The sequence below is a fragment of the Cupriavidus sp. 05L310 genome (assembly GCF_056398185.1).
In genome coordinates, this window is record NZ_JBFTOX010000054.1 from 1 (window position 1) to 19,140 (window position 19,140).

Below are 19,140 nucleotides of genomic sequence, written 5' to 3' on the forward strand. Positions count from 1 at the left end.
GCATTCAGCGCCAGGATATTGGTCTGGAATGCAATGCCTTCGATCACGCCGATGATGTCGACGATCTTCTTCGATGCCCCATTGATGTCGTCCATGGTCTGCACCACGCGGCCGACCACTTCGCCGCCCTTGACGGCTGTCTCCGATGCATTCGCCGCCAGGCCGCTGGCCTGCCGCGCGTTGTCCGCGTTCTGGCGCACCGTGCTGGTCAGCTCTTCCATGCTCGATGCGGTTTCTTCCAGCGACGCGGCCTGCTGCTCGGTACGTTGCGACAAGTCGCTGTTGCCCGCGGCAACCTGGCGGGTCGCCGTGGAGATGCTCGACATGCCCTCCTGAATCTCGCCAACCACCGACAGCAAACTGCGCTGCATGGTGCGCATGGCACGCGCCAGCGCACCGACCTCGTCGCTCGCGCGGTAATCCAGGCGCGTGGTGAGGTCGCCGGCCCCCATGCGCAGCGCGAAATCGAGCATGTCCTGCACCGGCCGGTTCACGCGCGCCAGCAGCAAAGTGCCGGCGACGAACGAGGACACCAACGCCAGCGCGAAGCCACCCCACAGCCAGGGCCGCAGCGAACCCGCTGCCTCGCCGCCTGCCAGCGCTTCAAAAGCGGCCAACGCAGCCAGAAACCACACCAGGCCCGCCACTTGCGACATCAGGATGCGCCGCTTCAACGTGGTCTTGGTGAGGCGCCCCGGCAATCCCGCCAGGCCGCGCCGTACCACAGCGCCATCGCGCACCGCGAGTCCATGGCCCTTGCCCTCGCGCAGGCGCGCATATGCCGCGCTGGCCGCCTCCACCTGCTCTCGCTGCGGCATCGAGCGCACGGAGGTGTAGCCCACCAGTTGGCCGTCGACGACCGTAGGCGTCACCGTGGCGGTGACCCAATAGAAGTCCCCGTTCTTGCGCCGGTTCTTGACGATACCGACCCACGAGCGGCCAGCCTGGATCGTCTTCCACAGATCCGCGAATGCTTCCGGCGGCATATCCGGATGGCGCACCAGGTTGTGCGCGGCGCCGAGCAATTCCTCTGCATCGAAGCCGCTAGTCTCGATAAAGGCGCGATTGGCAAACGTAATGCGCCCTTTGAGGTCAGTCCGGGAAATCAGGTAATCGTCTGCGGAGAGCTTGTGCTCTCGGGAGGTAACGGGTTGGTTATTTCGCATGGATGGAGGACTGCGTGGATCGGGCTCTGTCTGTTTGCAGCCGCTTCAAGCGGCCGCGGCTGCTTCAAGCGCTGCGAGCTCTTCGGTGTCTAGCAGTTTCTCGATATCGACAAGGATCAGCATGCGGTCTTCGACCGAGCCAATGCCGCGGATGTATTCGGTGTCCCCGGACAGCTGGGGTGCCTGACGGATCTGGCCCGGCGCCAGCGTCAGCACGTCGGACACGCCGTCGACCACGATGCCGGTGATGCGCTCGTGCAGGTCGACGATGATCACCACGGTGTACTGGTCATAGTTGACCGTGTTCTGGCGAAACTTGATGCGCAGGTCGATGATCGGCACGATGATGCCGCGCAGGTTGACCACGCCTTTGAGGTAGGCCGGTACATTGGCGATCTGCGTGACATTCTCATAGCCACGGATCTCCTGCACCTTGAGGATGTCGACGCCGTATTCCTCGCCGCCCAGCCTGAACGCGAGGAATTCCTCTCCCGCGCCCTCTGTCTTGTTCCCGCTTTTCATTTTCCTGGCTCCCGCTGCCATGACCGGCCATCGCGCGCAGCCAAAGCCACGGCTGGCCGGCCCGAAAACGGGCAGCCTTGCCGAGACCCGGCCTGCGCCAAGGCACGAATATCGTTTACCTCTTAACGGCAGTAGGCCGCGTGCCTGAAGGGAAACAATGACAAGGCATTTACCCTACCTTCGAGGGGTCCAGCAGCGCGCCGACGGCTTCCATCAGCTGATCGGGATCGAAGGGCTTGGCGAGGAAGCCGGAGGCGCCGGCATCGCGGGCCTGCTCACGTACCTGGCCGTCGACCTCGGTGGTCAGCATCAACATCGGGATTGCGGCATAGGCCGGAGTCTTGCGCAGCGTGCGGATCAGGGTCAGGCCGTCCGTGCCGGGCATGACCTGGTCGGTCACCAGCATGCCGAACGACGTATCCATGGCCAGCGCCAGGGCCTCGTCGCCATCGGCGGCCTCGGATACGGTGTAACCTCCGGCGCGCAGGCAGGCGCCGATCATGCGGCGCAAGGAGGGAGAATCGTCGACGACTAGAATATGAGGCAAAGACATAACGGCTCCGTTGACAGCACGATGGTGAGTCCACAAGCCCAGGTCCTGGCCCGGTGGACCGATATTCGTTCTCGCCTGGGACGGCGGCGGCGGGCAAACCCGAGCGATTTCCCTGTGCGTTCCCATGCCAGGGACCACGCGGATGCAAGCTGCTACGGCACTCGCGCAGCGCGGTGCGAACCGCGCCCCTGCGGGGAATATCGGCAGCGTTGGCCGAAACCGTAGTACGGTTGCGCTGATAAGCGCAGATTTGTTACCCCCCGGTTATGGGGTGCATCCGCTCGCCGAGGGTCGGCATACTACGGCCGCCGCGCAAAACGTCCCACTCCCATTGCTGGCCGTGGACGGTTTGCGCTACCCGGGGCAGTGGCACTGCAACACTATCGGAACGTCAACATGTCGAACTTGCCAGGCCCGCAGTGGAGCAAACGGGAAGTCCCGGAATCGCGTCAAACCGACAAGCTCACGGTGCTCATCCAAGGCGCGCCGGACGCATTGCTGGCGCCGCTGCCGGATTTCGGCGGACGGCTGCACTGGGTATCGCGGCGTCCGCGCCAGCCGGCCGATGTGCAGCTGGTCATCGTGGAGCGGCAGATCAGCGCAGCCATGGCACAACGCCTGCGCGCGCTGCGGCACCCCGATCGCCTCGTTGTCACCCTGCTCGTCGATGGCCCGGCGTATGCCACGACGGGCTGCGGGCCCATCGTGCCGACCACCGCCGAGGGACTGCCACGCACCCTCGAATTGCTTTCCTCGGTGTTGTTCGCGCCGGTGCTGGGGGATGGGCCCATGCCCCTGACATGGCGGGATGTACAGGCGGTGGCCAGCCGCGATGCAATCGGCCTGGCATTGCACGTGGAAACCACCAGCGAGGCCAGCATGGCGGATGAGCTGCTGATGCAGCTGGCGCGCTTCCACGGACGTACCCGCATCGAACCCGAGGCGCTGCTGGCCAGTATTTACCTGCCGCGGGGATTGCCATCGCTGGTGAATTGCAGCCAGCAGCTGCGCAGGCTGGGGGCGCTGACGGGGCACTATTGCGAGACCCGGTTTGCGTTGCTGGTGCCGGAAAGCGGGCGATTTACCCGCCTGCTGGCGTTGTTTCCGTCTGCCGGAGCGCTGCCTGACCCTTATACGCCCAGGCGGTAAACGGGTGAGTGCCGGATGTCGCTGGATTTCCGAGCGGCATCTCACGCCTCAATCCCCCGAGACCAACTCCGCGAACGCCCCCGGATCCAAGGGATGCGACAACAAATACCCCTGCACCTCGTCGCAGCCCATCGCCGCCAGAATATCCAGCTGCGAATTCGACTCCACCCCTTCCGCCACCACCCGCATCCGTAGCTCATGCGCCAGCGCCACCATCGACCCGACGATGGCTCGGCCTTGCGGGTCGGCATCCAGCCCGCCAATCAAAGTACGGTCGATCTTCAGTGTCCCGACGCGCAACCGTTTCAGATACCCCAGGCTGGAATAGCCGCTGCCGAAATCGTCCAGCGCGACATGGATGCCAAGCGCTTGCAACTCGGCCAGCGTCTCCAGCGACTGCGCGATATCCTTCATCGCCGCGGTTTCGGTGATCTCGAGCGTGACGGCCGACGGTGGAATGTCGTGCTGATGGATCTGCTCGAGCAGGTATTGCGGGAAATCGCGGCTGGCAAAGCGCAGTCCGGAGACATTGATGGCCACCGGCACCACCGGGATGCCCTCGTCCTGCCACTGCCGGATCTGCCGGCACACCGTGGCGATCACCCAGTCGTCCAGCTTGTCGATCTGGCCCGACTGTTCCGCCACCGTGATGAACTCGGCGGGATTGACCTGCCCCAGCGTCGGATGGCGCCAGCGGCACAGCGCCTCGGCGCCGATCACGGTGCGCTGGCGCACGTCGAACTTCGGCTGGTACTGCAGCGCGAGACCGTCGTCCTGGATGGCCAGCCAGAGGTCGCGACGGATGACCCGCATGCGCCGCGCGCGCTCGCCGGCGGCGGAATTGAATACGCGCACCTGGTTGGAGCCGCTCTCGCGCGCTTCGCTCAGGCTCACGCGTGCCGCCTGCATCAAGGCTTCCGACGTTTGCGCGTCGCGCGGGTAGATGGCGATGCCGATATTCACCCCGATCTGCATCTGCAGGCCGCGCGTGGACACGAACTCCGCGAGCGAGCTCAGCAACCGCGTGCCCAGTTCATTGGCGCGGTTGTGCTGGATCATCTCGGGCACGCCGACTGCGAACTCGTCGCGCGCCAGGCGTGCCAGGAAATCGTGCGGCTCCAGCGCTGCCTGCGCCAGGGCCCCGGCATCCTGCGCCAGGATATCGTCCGCGCGCACCTCGAAGACTTCGTCGACCTCGCGAAAGTCGGCGATATGCACCAACAACACGGCACAGCCGGTCTCCGCCAGGCGCGCCTGCGCGATCGACTGATCGAGCCAGCGCGCAAAGGCGGTGCGGTCGGGAAGATCGGTGCTGACGCTGTACTCCCCGACCGTACCGTGTCCACGCGCCGTCGCGCGCACGGTCAGGCGGCCCGGGATGCGGCCGCGCCGACGTACCGGCAGGGTGGTTCCCCCGCCCGTGGCGGGCGGCTGGCTATCGAAAATATCGTCCAGCGCCTTGGTGTCCGGGATGGCGAAGCCGGGCGGGTTGGCCAGTTGCCATGCGAGCGGGTTGGCGCGGCGCAGGCCGACGTATCCGAGCGCCGCCAGAAGAAGCGCGGCCACCGCCAGCCAGGCCGGCTGCATGAAGTTGCCGGGTTCCACGCATAGCGCGGACGGGCGCTGCGCATTGCCGCACAGGGCGCTCAGACGCGCGCCGGCGGCCACCACCACCCCGGCGCCGGCCAGCGTCACCGCCAGGGCGGTACCGCGCAGCAGGGGTATGTGCCGGCGCAACCAGGGGATGGCAAGCGTGAGCCCGGCAGTCATGGCGAGCACGGCCGCGGCCTGCGACACCTCGCGCGTGCCCCGCAGGCTGCCGGAACCCAGCGCGACCCACAATGGCAGTCCGACGGACGCGGGTGAAAACAGCAAGACCGCCCATTGCAGCGCCCGGCTGGGTCTGCCCGCCGGCTCCCGGTCCGGCTTGGCTGCGCGTATACCCAACCCGACCGCGAGGCCGGAGAAGGCAGCGAGCAGCAGAAGGCTAGCACTCATGTCAGTAAGGAAGCTGCGCAAAAATTGGGGGCGATGGCGCGACGATCCGTACGATGCGGGCGCAAGACCCGCATCATCGCATCACGCGCGCTTCCCCGGGGATGAAAACAGCGGCAAGCTGTATGCCATGGCTCAGAACGCGCTCCAGTCGTCGCCGCCGGTACCGGCTGCGGCCAGTGCGGAGGCCGCCGGAGACGCGGGACGTGCCTTGCGCTGGACCGGCGGGCGGGCTCGCGTCGGCATGGCCGCGACAGCCTTGGCCTTGCCCGTGGCCGCGACGCGCGTAACCGGGGCCGGCGTGGCCACGGCATGGCTGCCTGACAGCCGGAACACGGACACGACGCCATTGAGCTTCTGCGCCTGCTCTTCCAGCGCGCCCGCGGCCGCCGCGGCTTCTTCCACCAGCGCGGCATTCTGCTGGGTGACCTGGTCCATCTGCGTGACCGCCTGGTTGACCTGCTCGATGCCGCTGGTCTGCTCCTGGGTGGCCGCGCTGATCTCGTTCATGATGTCGGTGACGCGCTTGACCGCATTGACGATCTCGCCCATGGTCTGGCCAGCCTCGGCGACCAGCCTGGTGCCGCTTTCGACGCGCTGGCCGGATTCGCTGATAAGAGCCTCGATTTCCTTGGCGGCGGCGGCGGAGCGTTGCGCCAGGGTGCGCACCTCGCCGGCAACCACCGCGAAGCCGCGGCCCTGCTCGCCCGCCCGGGCCGCCTCCACCGCGGCGTTCAGCGCGAGGATATTGGTCTGGAAGGCAATGCCCTCGATCACGCCGATGATTTCCACTACCTTGCGCGACGAGCCATTGATCTCGTTCATGGTGTCGACAACACGGCCTACCACGTCGCCGCCCTTGAGCGCGATCTCCGAGGCATCGCTGGCCAGCACACCAGCCTGGCGCGCGTTATCGGAATTCTGGCGCACTGCCGATGTCAGTTCTTCCATGCTGGCCGCGGTCTGCTCCAGCGAAGAGGCTTGCTCTTCGGTACGTTGCGACAGATCGAGGTTGCCGGTGGCGATCTGTTGCGTGGCCGAGGCAATCGAGTCAGTACCGCCGCGCACCTGGGCAACGATGTTCGACAAGCTTTCCTGCATGGCCACCAGCGCTTGCATCATGCGCCCCACCTCGTTGCGCGACACATTGGTAATGCGCGCGGTCAGGTCGCCGGCGGCGATACGCTCGAACACCCCCAGGGCCTCCTCCACCGGCCGCACGATAGCCCGGTGCAGCGTCACGGCACACAATACGGCGACCAGCAGGCCAAGGGCGATCAGCGCGAAGGACAGCGCGCGCACCTGCCCGAAGCGGTCTTGCGAGACGTTGTAGTTGGCTTCGCCGGTACGGATCTGGAAAGCCTGCAGGGCTTCATAGGCGGTAGCCAGGCTGCGCTGCAAGTCGGGCAGCGCCTTCTTGGCAATCGCAAGCGCCCCGTCCGCGTTGTTCTCGATCAGCGCTTTCTGCAGAGGCAGGATGCCCTTCTCCATGAATTCCTGGCGCTTGCGGCCAAATTCCGCGGCGAGCGCCTTTTCCTCGGCGTCCTGCGGCAGCGCCATGTATCGCTTCCAGGCTGTCTCGGCGCTGTCGACGAACACCATGGAGCGGTCTACCGCCGCTTTGCCATCGTCACCATCGCCAGGCATCACGCCGCGGTCCAGCGCCAGGCGCATGCGCGTCGTGCCGAGCATGGTTTCACTGAGCGCCTGCGCCGACGCAAGCTGGTTGCCATAAGTTTCCTGGAGCGCGTCGTTGCTGTGCGACATGCCATAAAGGCCCGCACCGCCAACCAGAATCAGCAGAAGCGACAACATTGCCATTGCGCCGCGCAACAAGGTTTTGATCTGGATATTGTTATGGAAAGACATGAAGCACCCGATACGGTAAGGAATGCACAGGACCTCCTCCGGCCCCGGCCCGGCGAATCGACACCCCAGCGACCCGCTCAGGGCAGATAACGGCGTGGTCGCGTGATTCCTTGAGCGAGGTGCCGTGCCCGCCACGCCGGCAGCGTCCCCTCTCCTACCCTGCGTCGCCAATTGGGGCCGTGTCCCTGCGCTGCGCTCATTCGGTGGCCCCCGGCTCCACCTGGAAAGCCTCCCCGGTGGCAAAAAATGCGCCGCCGGCAAGGTAGTGCATCGAACGACACTCCCGATCCGGAAAATGCCATCTGCCATTCGAAAAAGCGGCGGAATCTGCCCACGCAGCCACCACTTCGGCAATAAACAGATCGTGGCGCGCGGCGTTGGCCGGCTCGGGGATTACCCGGCATTCCAGCCAGCCAAGGCAGCCGGCAACCAGCGGTGCGGCAATCTCTTTCGCCGCAAAGGTGGCCAGGCCCGCGGCGGCAAACTTATCCTGCTCGCGGCCGGAACGCGAGCCGGATTCCAGCGTGGCGGCGGCCTGCGCGCGGGCGGGGATGTTCAATGCGAACTCGCCGGACGCTTCGACCAGTTCGCGGGTGAGGGTGCGGGAATCGATCACGACCGCGACCTTGGGCGGCTGGAAATCCAGCGGCATCGCCCAGGACGCCGCCATGACATTACGCCGGCCAGCGTGGGCGCTGGTCACCAGCGTAACCGGCCCGTGATTCAACAGGCGATAGGCTTTCGCCAGTTCGACCGGGACGAGCCTGCCCGCGGCGCCGGCGTTAATCGAATCGAAAGACATGTTTGAGGCGAAAGCAGGTTTGGTCGTTTTGCGAAGGGATCGGCATTGTTGCACCAAAATCACTTCCCGCTGCGCGCCATTACGGCGGGCAGGGTTATTACGCAGTCCGGATTGCAAAACGGCGGGGTGGTGTCGGCACGCCGTTTTCTCGAACATTCGAAAGCAGCCGCTCTGTCGGCAAATGCGAAACTGCCGCTGACCCGTGGTCTGCACGGAAGTTCATTAATTAGATCATACCGCCGATTTATCAGAATTCTCTCCATCGCGGTTTAAAAGCGTTTGCAGGATCGCTTGGTGCCGTTATAATTCATCCGAATCATCATGCTCACCCAGTAAATCGAGGCTCGCAATGGCGACTTATCAGGAAATTGTTCAGAAAATCAGTGAACTGCAAAAGCAGGCCGAGGAAATCAAGGCTCGCGAGCAGGCTTCCGTCATCGCCGATATTCGCCAGAAAATCGACCAATATGGCCTGACCGCGGACGATCTGGGTTTCGGCGCCAAGCCTGCCGCCGGCAAGAAGGCAACTCGCAAGGTACCGGTGCGCTATCGCGACGGCGCGGGCAATACCTGGACCGGCCGCGGCAAGCGTCCTGGCTGGCTGACCCAGGCCCTGGCCGCCGGCAAGAATATCGATGACTTCCTGATTCGCTGAAACCGGGCGCCGGCAACGGGCATCGCGGCCGAGCACCCGCTGCGCTCCTGAGAACGGCCGGGCACTTGCCCGGCCGTTCTCATTTTCACTGCCCGGTCCTCGCCGTGTCCACAGAGCGCCCACAAAGCCGGGCACGCAGAAACGGGTACGCACCCCGCCTGCCCGGCCACGCCACTCAGCCGGCAAACCCCAGCGGGTTCATCGACTGCCAGCGCCACGAATCCTCGCACATGCGATCGATATCGTGCTGCGCGCGCCATCCGATCAGCGTGTGCGCCAGTGCGGGATCGGCATAGCAAGAGGCGATATCGCCGGGGCGGCGAGCCCCTATTTCGTAGGGTACCGGGCGGCCGCTGGCGCGCTGGTAGGCCGCGACGACCTCCAGCACGCTGTAGCCCCGGCCCGTGCCGAGATTGACCGTCAGGCATTGCTGCTTGTCGCGCAGGTAGACCAGGGCCGCAAGATGGCCGGCCGCAAGATCGCAGACGTGGATGTAATCGCGCACACCTGTGCCGTCGACCGTGGGGTAGTCACCGCCGTGCACCATCAACTTCTCGCGGCGCCCGCCGGCGACCTGCGCTACATAAGGCATCAGGTTGTTCGGCACGCCGCCGGGGTCTTCGCCGATCAGGCCGCTTTCGTGCGCGCCCACCGGATTGAAATAGCGCAGGTACGCAATCCGCCAGTCGGGATCGGACCGTTCCAGGTCACGCAGGATCTGCTCGCTCATCAGCTTGGTCTGGCCGTACGGATTGGTGGCCGAGAGGGGAAAGTCCTCAAGGATCGGCACCGAATGCGGATTGCCATATACCGTGGCGGAGGAGCTGAACACCAGTTGCTTGACACCAGCAGCGTTCATCGCCGAGCACAGGGCAAGCAAGCCATTGAGATTATTGTCGTAATAATCCAGCGGTTTGCTGACCGATTCGCCCACCGCCTTGAGCGCCGCGAAATGAATCGCCCCGGAGATCCGGTGTTCGGCAAACAAACGGTCCAGCAAAGCGCGGTCCCGGACATCGCCCTCGACAAAATGCGGACGCTGGCCGGTAATCTGCGCAAGCCGTTCGACCACGGCGCGATTGCTGTTGCAGAGATTATCCAGGCCAATCACGTGATAGCCGGCCTCGAGCAAGGCGACCCAGGTGTGCGATGCGATATAACCGGTGGCTCCCGTGAGCAGCAAAGTTTCAGACATAGCGATTCATCAATAGGTTGTGAAAAGAGACTGAGCGGGCACCGCGACAGCGCGCCTGGTACATCTGGCGAAGCGCCTGTTTCAGCATCCCCTGGCACGAGGCTGCCATCGGCGGCTGGCAACGGCTCCAGGTTAGCGCCACCCGCATTGGGCCGAACGACGACTAATGGCGACTAAGCATAGCAGGACGCATCTGTCGTGCCGGCGTCACCGGCCGAATTCCGTCCTGCCGCCAGGCCTGCGCGCGCCTGCCAGGCCTCGAAAGCGGCACGCAGGCGCCAGCCGGACTCCAGGTCCCGCATGCCAAGGCACTGCGCCACTTCAGCCGGGCCGGCGCCGCCCTCGAAGTGCAGCGCGCCGCAAGTATTGCGCAGCGTCTGCGGAGACGCCCGTTCACTGCGGCCCGCCAGCACGCCGGCTTCATCCAGCAGGATCTCCACCCGGCGGTACAGCGAAGCGGCATGCAAGTGCCGCCCGCTCGGCATGGCGGGAAAGACCAGGTTGCCCAATGTGCCACTCGTGCCGCGGATCTCCAGCCAGGCCAGCAATGCCGGCCGCGCGAAGGCAAAGACCGGTGCCTCGTAGGCGCGGCCGTTGTCGGCCCGGACCAGGCGCAGCCTGGCGGCATCCTCCGCGATGCTACCGGTGCCCAGGCCACGCGCTTCCCCCACCTTCAGGCCGGCGCCCAGCAACACCGCGACCAGCGCGGTGTCGCGCGCGCGCTTCCATTGGGTCGGCGACAGCGCGGCGGCATCCTGGCCCGGCGACCGGGCCGCCGGCGCCAGCACCCGGGCAATCAAGGCTTCTCGCTCGGCAGGCAGCAAGAAGGCGGTGGGATCGTTCTCGCCTTCGGCAAGGTGGGCGCGTACGGCCTGGCTCGCAGGATTGTGCAGGCCGTCCTGCAGCAGCGACAGATGGTGAAAGACGCGCTCGATCAATCGTGCATAACGATAGCGGTGGTGCTTGTGCAAGTCCTGCTCGTCGAGGAAGGCTCCGATCTGCTCCGCCGACCATGCCAGCGGTGCCACCCCGCGCTCCCCCGACCACCGCAAAAGCTTGCCCCACATCGCGCGATAGACCACGGCGGTGCCATGGCGAAAGCCGTGGCTGACCAGCCAGCCGTCGAAAGCCCGCTCGGGTTGGGTCCGCCAGGCTTCGAGATCCGCATCGAAAAGGGCCCCGGACGGCCCTACTTTGGCGCTCATGTCAGTACTCACTCGCGCTCCTGCGCTGTTTTGCGGCAATGCCCGTATTGTAGACAAGCCGCCACAAAAGACCGAGGCCTGCGGCCCCTCCCTTCGGCCAAAAAAAAAGCCTCATGAGGCATATAAACGCCAAAACATTGCAATTGCCGTCGCGTGCTGCTACCTTTCTACACATCGCTATGCAACTGGTTGCATAGCGATGTGTAAGCTGCCGTCGCCGCGGCGCCCACCGGGCAAGCGGAACGATGCAGCCCAGCGCGCCGGAACGGGCGATTTCCGCGCCCTCGGCCCACTCCGGAGGAGACACCGTGACCCAAGCAACCTTGTCAGCGGCGGCGCAGGCCTCGCTGGCAATCTGGCACCGCATGATCGCCACCCATTCCATGGCCGACCTGGACAGCATCGTGGCCGATGAGGTGGTATTCCACTCGCCCGTCGCCCACACACCGTACCCGGGGCGCATCGCCCTGCGCATGGTGCTGGAATCGGTCAACCAGGTATTCCAGGACTTCCGCTATCACCGCACTTTTGTCAGCGACGACGGGCGCAGCGTGGTGCTGGAGTTCAGTGCGACAGTCGACGGCAGGTCCGTCAAGGCCATCGACATGATCCGCTTCAACGACGCCGGCAAGATCGACGACTTCGAGGTCATGGTCCGTCCCAAGAGCGGCCTGGACGCGCTTGCCGCCGCCATGGGCGCGCGGCTTGCCAGCCAGAAGTCCGTACTGCAGGGCGCCAGCGCCTGATACCGGCATCTTCCACTCACCGTTTCAACTTCGCAAAAGAACGCTATGTCTCTTCCCGCCATCCTGCAGGACCGTCTTTCGCTGCCGGTAGTCTGCTCGCCACTGTTCATCATCTCCAACCCCGACCTGGTGATCGCCCAATGCAAGGCCGGCGTGGTCGGCTCCTTCCCCGCGCTAAACGCGCGTCCGGGCCCGGTGCTCAACGACTGGCTGGACCGCATCACCACCGAACTGGCCGAACACGACGCCAAGCATCCAGATCGTCCGGCCGCGCCATTCGCGGTCAACCAGATCGTGCACAAGTCGAACGACCGGCTCGATCACGACCTGGAACTGTGCGTGCGCTACAAGGTGCCCATCGTCATCACTTCGCTGGGCGCGCGCACCGAGGTCAACGACGCGGTGCACTCGTATGGCGGCATCGTGCTGCACGACATCATCAACAACACCTTCGCGCGCAAGGCCATCGAGAAAGGCGCCGACGGCCTGATCGCGGTCGCCACGGGTGCGGGCGGCCATGCCGGCGTCCTGTCGCCGTTTGCGCTGCTGCATGAAATCCGCGAGTGGTTCGACGGCCCGCTGCTGCTGTCGGGCGCCATCGCCAGCGGCGACGGCATCCTGGCGGCGCTGGCCGCGGGCGCCGACCTGGCCTACGTGGGTTCGGCATTTATCGCCACCGAGGAAGCCAACGCGCAGGCCGCCTACAAGCAGATGATCGTCGATAGCAACGCGTCGGACATCGTCTACTCGAACCTCTTCACCGGCGTGCACGGCAACTACCTGCGCCAGAGTATCGTCAACGCCGGGCTCGACCCGGCAGCGCTGCCGGAATCGGACCCGTCCAAGATGAATTTCGGCTCGGGCAGCGTCAAGGCGTGGAAGGACATCTGGGGCGCCGGGCAGGGCGTGGGCGCCATCAAGCGCGTGGTGCCGGCAGCCGACCTGGTGCGCCGCTTCGCCGAGGAATATGCGCTGGCACGCCGCCGGCTGGGCCTTGCCCCGCAAACGGCGCACACCAGCGGCGCCACGGCAGCCGACCTGGCCTGATTACGTCGTCGCGGGCAGTCCGTCGCATTCGGCGGCGGATTGCCCTTTCCCCCGCGCCTTTGGAGGGGGGACCTTATCTCGGCGCCAATGGCGGCCAGCGCCTCAAGCCGGATCGTCCTGCTTATCCAGCAGCGGCAATAGCTCCTCCGCCCAGGACACCCAATCTTCCTCATAGCGGATACCCCGCTTCAGCAGTGCATGTTGCAGTTGCTGCGCGCGCGTGGGCTGCGCGGCGGAGAAATCACGCCTCTCTATCTGGCGGTAGGTGTCGAGCCGCTCCTGGTGCAGTCCGATCAGGCGCTGCATCTCCGGCCTCAACCCTAGCGGACCCACGACGGCATCCGCCCGCAACTTCACCAGGATCTCGTCGCGCAGGTCCAACCCGGCGGTAGGCGCAAGCACCCAGCGCGCAAGCTCGTCGCGCCCCGGCGGCAGCACGAAATAAACCTTCTTGCGATTGCGCGCATCGCTCTCGCCCTCGCCCTCTTCCTCGGCAATCCAGCCATGTTCGGCCATGCGGCCCAGTTCCCGATAGATCTGCTGGTGCGTGGCATGCCAGAAATAACCGATTGAACGGTCGAAGCGCCGCGCCAGCTCGTAGCCGGAAGACGGTCTTTCCAATAAGGAAGTCAGGAGTGCGTGCTGAACGGACATGCGGGAAGGGTAACGTGAGAGCCCGTCGCCAGGCAGTGAAGTCTTCCCTCCCGGCGTGGCTTTGATGGCAAGCGCCTATGGTAGCGCAAAGGAAGTGCAAAACCGCGCACGGCGCGACCGTCCCGGGTCGCCGCCGTCCGCACTGCCAGCCCCGCGGCCCCGGAGAGGGCCGCCGCCATCGATGCGCGCGGTTTCTGGCGGTTAATTGCGGAAAATATGACAAATAAGCGACAGACCAGATCCAGATATTAAAAATGCTGAATGGCATTTTGCCGCTGTCTGCAATACATTTGCAGACATAGTCATTTCGCATGCCTGTCGCCGGTTCTCGGCCGCGGCGCAGCGCATGCCCGTCATTCACCAGGAGTGGTCCATGCAAGGACAAACAGATTTCGCCGAAGACCGGGATGTCCAGTGGGAAACGGATGGCCCTCCTGTAGTTTGGCAAGCGGCACCGGCGGCAACCATGCCGGTGTATTACCGCCTGCCGGACACGCCGGAAGGGCACCATATCAAGGAGTACGCGAGCGGCCTGCGCCAGCTGGTGCGCTTTGTCGGTGTCGAAGAGCAGGTCGTGAAGTACAGCCTGGCCTGATCCGCGCCGGCCGCGTCTTTCCGTCGTTTCCTCCCTTGTCTCCTCCTGCCCTGTTCGAGCGGGCCAGGATTAAGCCCGCGAGAAATCGCGGGCTTTTTTCTGTGCCATGGACGTAAAGAAGCCGGCCCCGAAGGGCCGGCTCGTGGCTGCCGGCAGGCCGGGCATTGCGTCCGGGCCGGGCTGGCGATCAGGAACCGATCAGTCCACCGTGGCGCCCGAAGCCTTCACCACCTTGGCCCACTTGGCGGTTTCCGACTTCATGAACGCGGCCAGTTCAGCCGGCTTTTCCGGACGAGGCTCGGCACCCTGGTCGGCCATCTGCTTCTTCACTTCCGGCATGGCCAGGATCTTCACCACTTCCGCGTTCAGGCGATCGATGATCGGCTGCGGCGTGCCGCCGGTGGCGTACAGCGCGAACCAGGAGGTAGCTTCATAACCCGGCACGCCGGATTCCGCCACGGTCGGCACGTTCGGCAGCGCGGGCGAGCGCTTGGCCGAAGTTACGGCGATGGCACGCAGCTTGCCGGCCTTCACGTGCGGATACGACGACGGCATGTTGTCGAACATCAGGCCGATCTGGTTGCCCAGCAGGTCGTTCACCGCCGGTGCGCTGCCCTTGTAGGGGATGTGCTGGATATGCAGGCCGGTCATCGAGTTGAACAACTCGCCCGACAGGTGCATCGACGAACCGCTGCCCGACGAACCGTACGACAGCTTGTCCGGGTTGGCCTTCACATAGGCGATCAGTTCCTTGACGTTGTTGACAGGCACCTTGGGGTTCACCACCACGATGTTCGGCACCATCGCCACGCGCGAGATCGGCGCGAAATCCTTGACCGGATCGTACGGCAGCTTGGAGTACAGCGACTGGTTGATCGCATGGGTACCGATGGTGCCCATGAACAGCGTGTAGCCATCGCCCGGCGCCTTGGCCGCGATCGATGCACCGATATTGCCGCCAGCACCCGGGCGGTTGTCGATCACCACCGGCTGGCCAAGCACCTTGCCCAGTTGCAGGCCGACGATGCGCGCCAGGATGTCGGTGGTGCCGCCGGCCGAGAACGGCACGATCATCGTGATCGGCTTGGTCGGGTAGGTACCTTGGGCGTAGGCTGCACCGGTCATGCCGCCAACGGTTGCGGCCAGTGCCACGCCGGCGGCCAGCAGGCGACGGCGCGCGCTGTTGTGCAGGGTGCGGGCTTGGGAATCGGATTTCATGTTTACTCCAGGATAGATCGCTGTAAGCCCGCACTTGTGGCGCGGGTCATCTTTTTAGTTTTTACTGACTAAATGCTGTGGCGTGATAACGTGGCGCGATTGCCCCGGTCACGCCCAGGGACTACTACACGGGTGCGACGCCGAGCGTGGTGCCGCCGCAAACGTAGAGCACCTGGCCGGTCACGAAACCGTTCTCCGGCGACAGGAAAAACATCGAGGCGCGCGCCACGTCTTCCGGCGTGCCCATGCGCTTGACCGCGATGCTGGCGAGGATGCGCTTGGTCTGCTCGCTGCCTTCGGGGTTGCTCTTGCGGAACAGGTCGGTGGCGATCGGGCCGGGCGCCACGGCGTTGACCGTGATGCCGTCGCCGCCCAGCTCCATCGCCAGCGTGCGGGTCATGCCGATCAGGCCGGCCTTGGTGGCGGAATACACCACGCGCTCCGGCTTGCCCAGCGCCGCGCGCGAGGCCATGTTCACAATACGGCCGAAGCCCGCCGCGCGCATCGCGGGCAGGCAGGCCTGGGTCAGCAGCAGGGTGGCTTGCAGGTGCAGGCCCACGACATAGTCCAGGTCTTCCACGCGCGCGGTGTCGGCGGTACCGGGGCGGGTGGCGCCCGCATTGTTCACCAGCCGGGTGACGGCAAAGCGCGAGGTCACCTGCTCGGCCACGGCGCGGGTCGCGGCGGCATCGGTCAGGTCGGCCTGAAAAAACGTCATATTGGGATGGGACCAGGCGGGCGCGACATAGTCGACATTGACCACCTGCGTCACGCCATCGGCCAGCAGCATTTCGCTGATGGCACGGCCGATACCGGAACTGGCGCCGGTAACGAGCGTGGCAACGGGAAGGGACATCTTGTACTCCGACCGGCCACAACTGCGCCGGGTCATGCTGGAAAGGGATGCGACCAGAGCCGGCGAGCCAGTCGGCCCAGTCGCACTGCTTCTTTGCGTTGGGAAACTTCAAAGCCTGCGCATCCACCGGGTACTAACGGCGGCGATGCGGCATTCTTTAGCAGACGGCGCCCGCGGGCCGAAACCCGCGGGCGCCGAAACCACACCCGCTGCGATCAGACGCGCTCGATCACCATGGCGATGCCCTGGCCCACGCCGATGCACATCGTGCAAAGCGCGTAGCGGCCGCCTGTACGGTGCAACTGGTACATGGCGGTGGTAACCAGGCGGGCGCCGCTCATGCCGAGCGGGTGGCCCAGCGCAATGGCACCGCCATTCGGGTTGACGCGAGCGTCGTCGTCGGCCACGCCGAGTTCGCGCAGCACGGCCAGGCCTTGCGCGGCAAACGCTTCGTTCAGCTCGATCACGTCCATCTGGTCGATGGTCATGCCGAGTTGCTTGAGCAGCTTTTGCGAAGCCGGCGCCGGGCCGATGCCCATCACGCGCGGCGCCACGCCGGCGGTGGCCATGCCGACGATGCGGGCCTTGGGCGTCAGGCCGTGCTGGCGGGCCGCGGCTTCGCTGGCGAGCAGGATGGCGCAGGCGCCGTCGTTCACGCCCGAGGCATTGCCAGCCGTGACCGTGCCGTCGGCGCGAACCACGCCGCGCAGCTTGCCCAGCGCTTCCATGCTGGTGGCGCGCGGGTGTTCGTCGCGCTCCACCACCAGCGGATCGCCCTTCTTCTGGGCGATCGTCACCGCGGTGATTTCCTGCGCCAGCGTGCCGTCGGCCTGGGCGCGCGATGCCTTTTCCTGGCTGCGCAGCGCCATCAGGTCCTGGTCTTCGCGGCTGATCTTGTAATCGGTGGCGACGTTCTCGGCGGTCTCGGGCATCGAGTCCACGCCGTAGGCCGCGCGCATGGCCGGGTTGATGAAGCGCCAGCCGATGGTGGTGTCGAAAATCTGCGCATCGCGCGAGAAGGCGCTGGTGGCCTTGCCCATCACGAACGGCGCACGGCTCATGCTTTCCACGCCGCCGGCCAGCATCAGGCCGGCTTCGCCGGCCTTGATCGCGCGCGCGGCGGTGCCGGTAGCGTCCATGCCCGAGCCGCACAGGCGGTTGATGGTGGCGCCCGGCACGCTTTGCGGCAGGCCTGCCAACAGCAGCGACATGCGCGCCACGTTGCGGTTGTCTTCGCCGGCCTGGTTGGCGTTGCCGTAGATCACGTCGTCAATGGCGGACCAGTCCAGGTTCGGGTTGCGTGCCATCAGGGCCTTGAGCGGCACCGCGCCCAGGTCGTCCGGGCGAACGCCGGACAGGCTGCCGCCGTAGCGGCCGATGGGGGTGCGGATGGCGTCGCAGATAAAGGCTTCGGTCATGGTTGTCTCTCTCTTGCTTGTACGTGAAAGCGTGAAGCTTGGAAGGCTGCTCGCCGGGGGTGGCCCCGCCGGTCAGGCCGGCACTCAGGCAGAAGCGCCCTGCTTGAGCGGCACGCCGGTCAGGCGTTGCAGTTCGTCGAAGGACAAGCCTTCGACCAGGTCGCGCGCCACCAGCCCGTCGGGCGTGACATCGATGGTAGCCAGGTCGGTATAGATGCGCGTGACGCAGGTCATGCCAGTCAGCGGATACGTGCATTCCGCCACGATCTTGCTCTCGCCCTGCTTGGTCTGGTGCTCCATCATCACGAACACTTCCTTGGCACCGATGGCCAGGTCCATGGCGCCGCCCACGGCCGGGATCGCGCCGGGCGCGCCGGTATGCCAGTTGGCCAGGTCGCCCTTCACCGACACCTGGAAGGCGCCGAGCACGCAGAAGTCGAGGTGGCCGCCGCGCATCATGGCGAACGAATCGGCGTGGTGGAAATACGAGCCGCCCGGCTTGATCGTGACAGGCTGCTTGCCGGCGTTGATCAGGTCGCCGTCTTCCTCGCCGGCGGGCGGTGCCTTGCCCATGCCGAGCAGGCCGTTCTCGCTGTGCAGCAGGATTTCACGGTCGGCCGGCAGGTGATTGCCAACCAGGGTGGGCAGGCCGATGCCGAGATTGACCACGGCACCGTCGGGAATGTCTTTGGCCACGCGGGCGGCCATCTGATCGCGGGTCAGGCGTTGCATATTCTGGATCTCCTTGGCGCTCAGGCGGCAGCCTGGCTGGCGCCGTCGATCTTGACGACGCGCTTGACGAACAACCCCGGCGTCACGATGTGTTCCGGGTCCAGCTCGCCGAGTTCGACGATCTCGCTGACCTGCACGATGGGGCATTTGGCGGCCATCGCCATGATGGGGCCGAAGTTGCGCGCGGTCTTGCGGTAGGTCAGGTTGCCCCAGCGGTCGGCGCGCAGCGCCTTGATCAGCGCGAAGTCGGCGTGGATCGGTGTCTCGTAGACATAGCCCTGACCATCGATGATGCGGGTTTCCTTGCCTTCGGCCAGCGGCGTGCCGTACGCGGTGCGGGTGAAGAAGCCGCCGATGCCGGCGCCAGCGGCGCGGATGCGCTCGGCCAGGTTGCCCTGGGGCACCAGTTCCAGCTCGATCTCGCCGGCGTGGTACAGGGCATCGAAGACGTAGGAATCGGACTGGCGCGGGAAGGAGCAGATGATCTTGCGAACGCGCTTGGTCTTCAGCAGCGCCGCCAGGCCAGTGTCGCCATTGCCGGCGTTGTTATTGACGATGGTCAGGTCACGCGCGCCCTGGGCGATGAGCGCGTCGATGAGCTCCGCCGGCATGCCTGCCATGCCAAAACCGCCAATCAGGATAGTGGCGCCGTCGTGGATGTCGGCCATGGCCGATTCCACGGAGTCGAATAGCTTGTTGATCACTTGCGTTCCAGTTCCGAGAGTCCGGACGAACTATCCGGAACCGGCCGCCAAGGAGGGAA

19 protein-coding genes are annotated in these 19,140 nt (G+C 65.4%); 5 read left to right on the plus strand and 14 right to left on the minus strand.

Annotated elements, in window-relative coordinates; translation table 11 throughout:
* The 3 genes from AC1DS6_RS31460 to AC1DS6_RS31470 all read right to left on the minus strand — a co-directional run.
* Window positions 1–1,166, minus strand: a 1,166-nt coding sequence (locus AC1DS6_RS31460; RefSeq protein ID WP_477103885.1) for a methyl-accepting chemotaxis protein, incomplete at its 3' end; no start/stop codon positions are given.
* A 45-nt stretch (window positions 1,167–1,211) separates the two neighbouring features.
* Complete coding sequence (locus AC1DS6_RS31465) at window positions 1,212–1,688, minus strand: chemotaxis protein CheW (RefSeq protein ID WP_477103886.1); 477 nt, start codon at window positions 1,686–1,688, stop codon at window positions 1,212–1,214.
* Window positions 1,689–1,857: 169 nt separating this feature from the next.
* Window positions 1,858–2,241, minus strand: a complete 384-nt coding sequence (locus AC1DS6_RS31470; protein ID WP_441635414.1) for a response regulator — start codon at window positions 2,239–2,241, stop codon at window positions 1,858–1,860.
* Between the two features lie 396 nt (window positions 2,242–2,637).
* On the opposite strand from AC1DS6_RS31470, the gene AC1DS6_RS31475 reads away from it, so the two are divergent.
* Window positions 2,638–3,390, plus strand: a complete 753-nt coding sequence (locus AC1DS6_RS31475; protein ID WP_477103887.1) for a hypothetical protein — start codon at window positions 2,638–2,640, stop codon at window positions 3,388–3,390.
* Window positions 3,391–3,438: 48 nt separating this feature from the next.
* On the opposite strand, the gene AC1DS6_RS31480 is transcribed toward AC1DS6_RS31475, so the two are convergent.
* From AC1DS6_RS31480 to AC1DS6_RS31490, 3 genes are all read right to left on the minus strand, one after another.
* Window positions 3,439–5,388 carry a putative bifunctional diguanylate cyclase/phosphodiesterase gene (locus AC1DS6_RS31480; RefSeq protein WP_477103888.1) on the minus strand — a complete coding sequence of 650 codons (1,950 nt, stop codon included), beginning with the start codon at window positions 5,386–5,388 and terminating at the stop codon, window positions 3,439–3,441.
* A 132-nt stretch (window positions 5,389–5,520) separates the two neighbouring features.
* Window positions 5,521–7,254: a methyl-accepting chemotaxis protein gene (locus tag AC1DS6_RS31485; RefSeq protein ID WP_477103889.1), complete on the minus strand. Its 1,734-nt coding sequence runs from the start codon at window positions 7,252–7,254 to the stop codon at window positions 5,521–5,523.
* Window positions 7,255–7,450: 196 nt separating this feature from the next.
* Window positions 7,451–8,056 carry a flavin reductase family protein gene (locus tag AC1DS6_RS31490; RefSeq protein WP_441635442.1) on the minus strand — a complete coding sequence of 202 codons (606 nt, stop codon included), beginning with the start codon at window positions 8,054–8,056 and terminating at the stop codon, window positions 7,451–7,453.
* Between the two features lie 349 nt (window positions 8,057–8,405).
* Between AC1DS6_RS31490 and AC1DS6_RS31495 the strand changes: the two genes are divergently transcribed.
* Complete coding sequence (locus AC1DS6_RS31495) at window positions 8,406–8,711, plus strand: H-NS histone family protein (protein WP_441635422.1); 306 nt, start codon at window positions 8,406–8,408, stop codon at window positions 8,709–8,711.
* A 175-nt stretch (window positions 8,712–8,886) separates the two neighbouring features.
* On the opposite strand, the gene galE is transcribed toward AC1DS6_RS31495, so the two are convergent.
* Both galE and AC1DS6_RS31505 read right to left on the minus strand, forming a co-directional pair.
* Window positions 8,887–9,906: a UDP-glucose 4-epimerase GalE gene (gene galE / locus AC1DS6_RS31500; protein ID WP_441635424.1), complete on the minus strand. Its 1,020-nt coding sequence runs from the start codon at window positions 9,904–9,906 to the stop codon at window positions 8,887–8,889.
* Window positions 9,907–10,079: 173 nt separating this feature from the next.
* The gene (locus AC1DS6_RS31505) at window positions 10,080–11,111 is read right to left on the minus strand and encodes a tyrosine-type recombinase/integrase (protein ID WP_441635426.1); all 1,032 of its coding nucleotides are present in this window, start codon (window positions 11,109–11,111) and stop codon (window positions 10,080–10,082) included.
* Between the two features lie 365 nt (window positions 11,112–11,476).
* Between AC1DS6_RS31505 and AC1DS6_RS31510 the strand changes: the two genes are divergently transcribed.
* Both AC1DS6_RS31510 and AC1DS6_RS31515 read left to right on the plus strand, forming a co-directional pair.
* Window positions 11,477–11,857, plus strand: a complete 381-nt coding sequence (locus AC1DS6_RS31510) for a nuclear transport factor 2 family protein (RefSeq protein ID WP_441635444.1) — start codon at window positions 11,477–11,479, stop codon at window positions 11,855–11,857.
* 45 nt (window positions 11,858–11,902) lie between these two features.
* On the plus strand, window positions 11,903–12,904 hold the full coding sequence (locus tag AC1DS6_RS31515; RefSeq protein ID WP_441635428.1) for an NAD(P)H-dependent flavin oxidoreductase: 1,002 nt from the start codon (window positions 11,903–11,905) through the stop codon (window positions 12,902–12,904).
* A gap of 102 nt (window positions 12,905–13,006) precedes the next feature.
* Here AC1DS6_RS31515 and AC1DS6_RS31520 read toward each other — a convergent pair whose 3' ends face one another.
* The gene (locus AC1DS6_RS31520; RefSeq protein ID WP_441635430.1) at window positions 13,007–13,558 is read right to left on the minus strand and encodes a PadR family transcriptional regulator; all 552 of its coding nucleotides are present in this window, start codon (window positions 13,556–13,558) and stop codon (window positions 13,007–13,009) included.
* 373 nt (window positions 13,559–13,931) lie between these two features.
* On the opposite strand from AC1DS6_RS31520, the gene AC1DS6_RS31525 reads away from it, so the two are divergent.
* The gene (locus AC1DS6_RS31525; RefSeq protein ID WP_441635432.1) at window positions 13,932–14,153 is read left to right on the plus strand and encodes a hypothetical protein; all 222 of its coding nucleotides are present in this window, start codon (window positions 13,932–13,934) and stop codon (window positions 14,151–14,153) included.
* Between the two features lie 198 nt (window positions 14,154–14,351).
* Here AC1DS6_RS31525 and AC1DS6_RS31530 read toward each other — a convergent pair whose 3' ends face one another.
* From AC1DS6_RS31530 to AC1DS6_RS31550, 5 genes are all read right to left on the minus strand, one after another.
* Window positions 14,352–15,371, minus strand: coding sequence for a Bug family tripartite tricarboxylate transporter substrate binding protein (locus AC1DS6_RS31530; RefSeq protein ID WP_045235483.1), 1,020 nt, complete (start codon window positions 15,369–15,371; stop codon window positions 14,352–14,354).
* A 124-nt stretch (window positions 15,372–15,495) separates the two neighbouring features.
* Window positions 15,496–16,227 carry an SDR family NAD(P)-dependent oxidoreductase gene (locus AC1DS6_RS31535; RefSeq protein ID WP_045235484.1) on the minus strand — a complete coding sequence of 244 codons (732 nt, stop codon included), beginning with the start codon at window positions 16,225–16,227 and terminating at the stop codon, window positions 15,496–15,498.
* Between the two features lie 215 nt (window positions 16,228–16,442).
* Complete coding sequence (pcaF, locus tag AC1DS6_RS31540) at window positions 16,443–17,645, minus strand: 3-oxoadipyl-CoA thiolase (RefSeq protein WP_441635435.1); 1,203 nt, start codon at window positions 17,643–17,645, stop codon at window positions 16,443–16,445.
* An 84-nt stretch (window positions 17,646–17,729) separates the two neighbouring features.
* The gene (locus AC1DS6_RS31545; RefSeq protein WP_043357060.1) at window positions 17,730–18,377 is read right to left on the minus strand and encodes a 3-oxoacid CoA-transferase subunit B; all 648 of its coding nucleotides are present in this window, start codon (window positions 18,375–18,377) and stop codon (window positions 17,730–17,732) included.
* Window positions 18,378–18,397: 20 nt separating this feature from the next.
* On the minus strand, window positions 18,398–19,081 hold the full coding sequence (locus AC1DS6_RS31550; RefSeq protein WP_441635438.1) for a 3-oxoacid CoA-transferase subunit A: 684 nt from the start codon (window positions 19,079–19,081) through the stop codon (window positions 18,398–18,400).
* Window positions 19,082–19,140 lie beyond the last annotated feature (59 nt).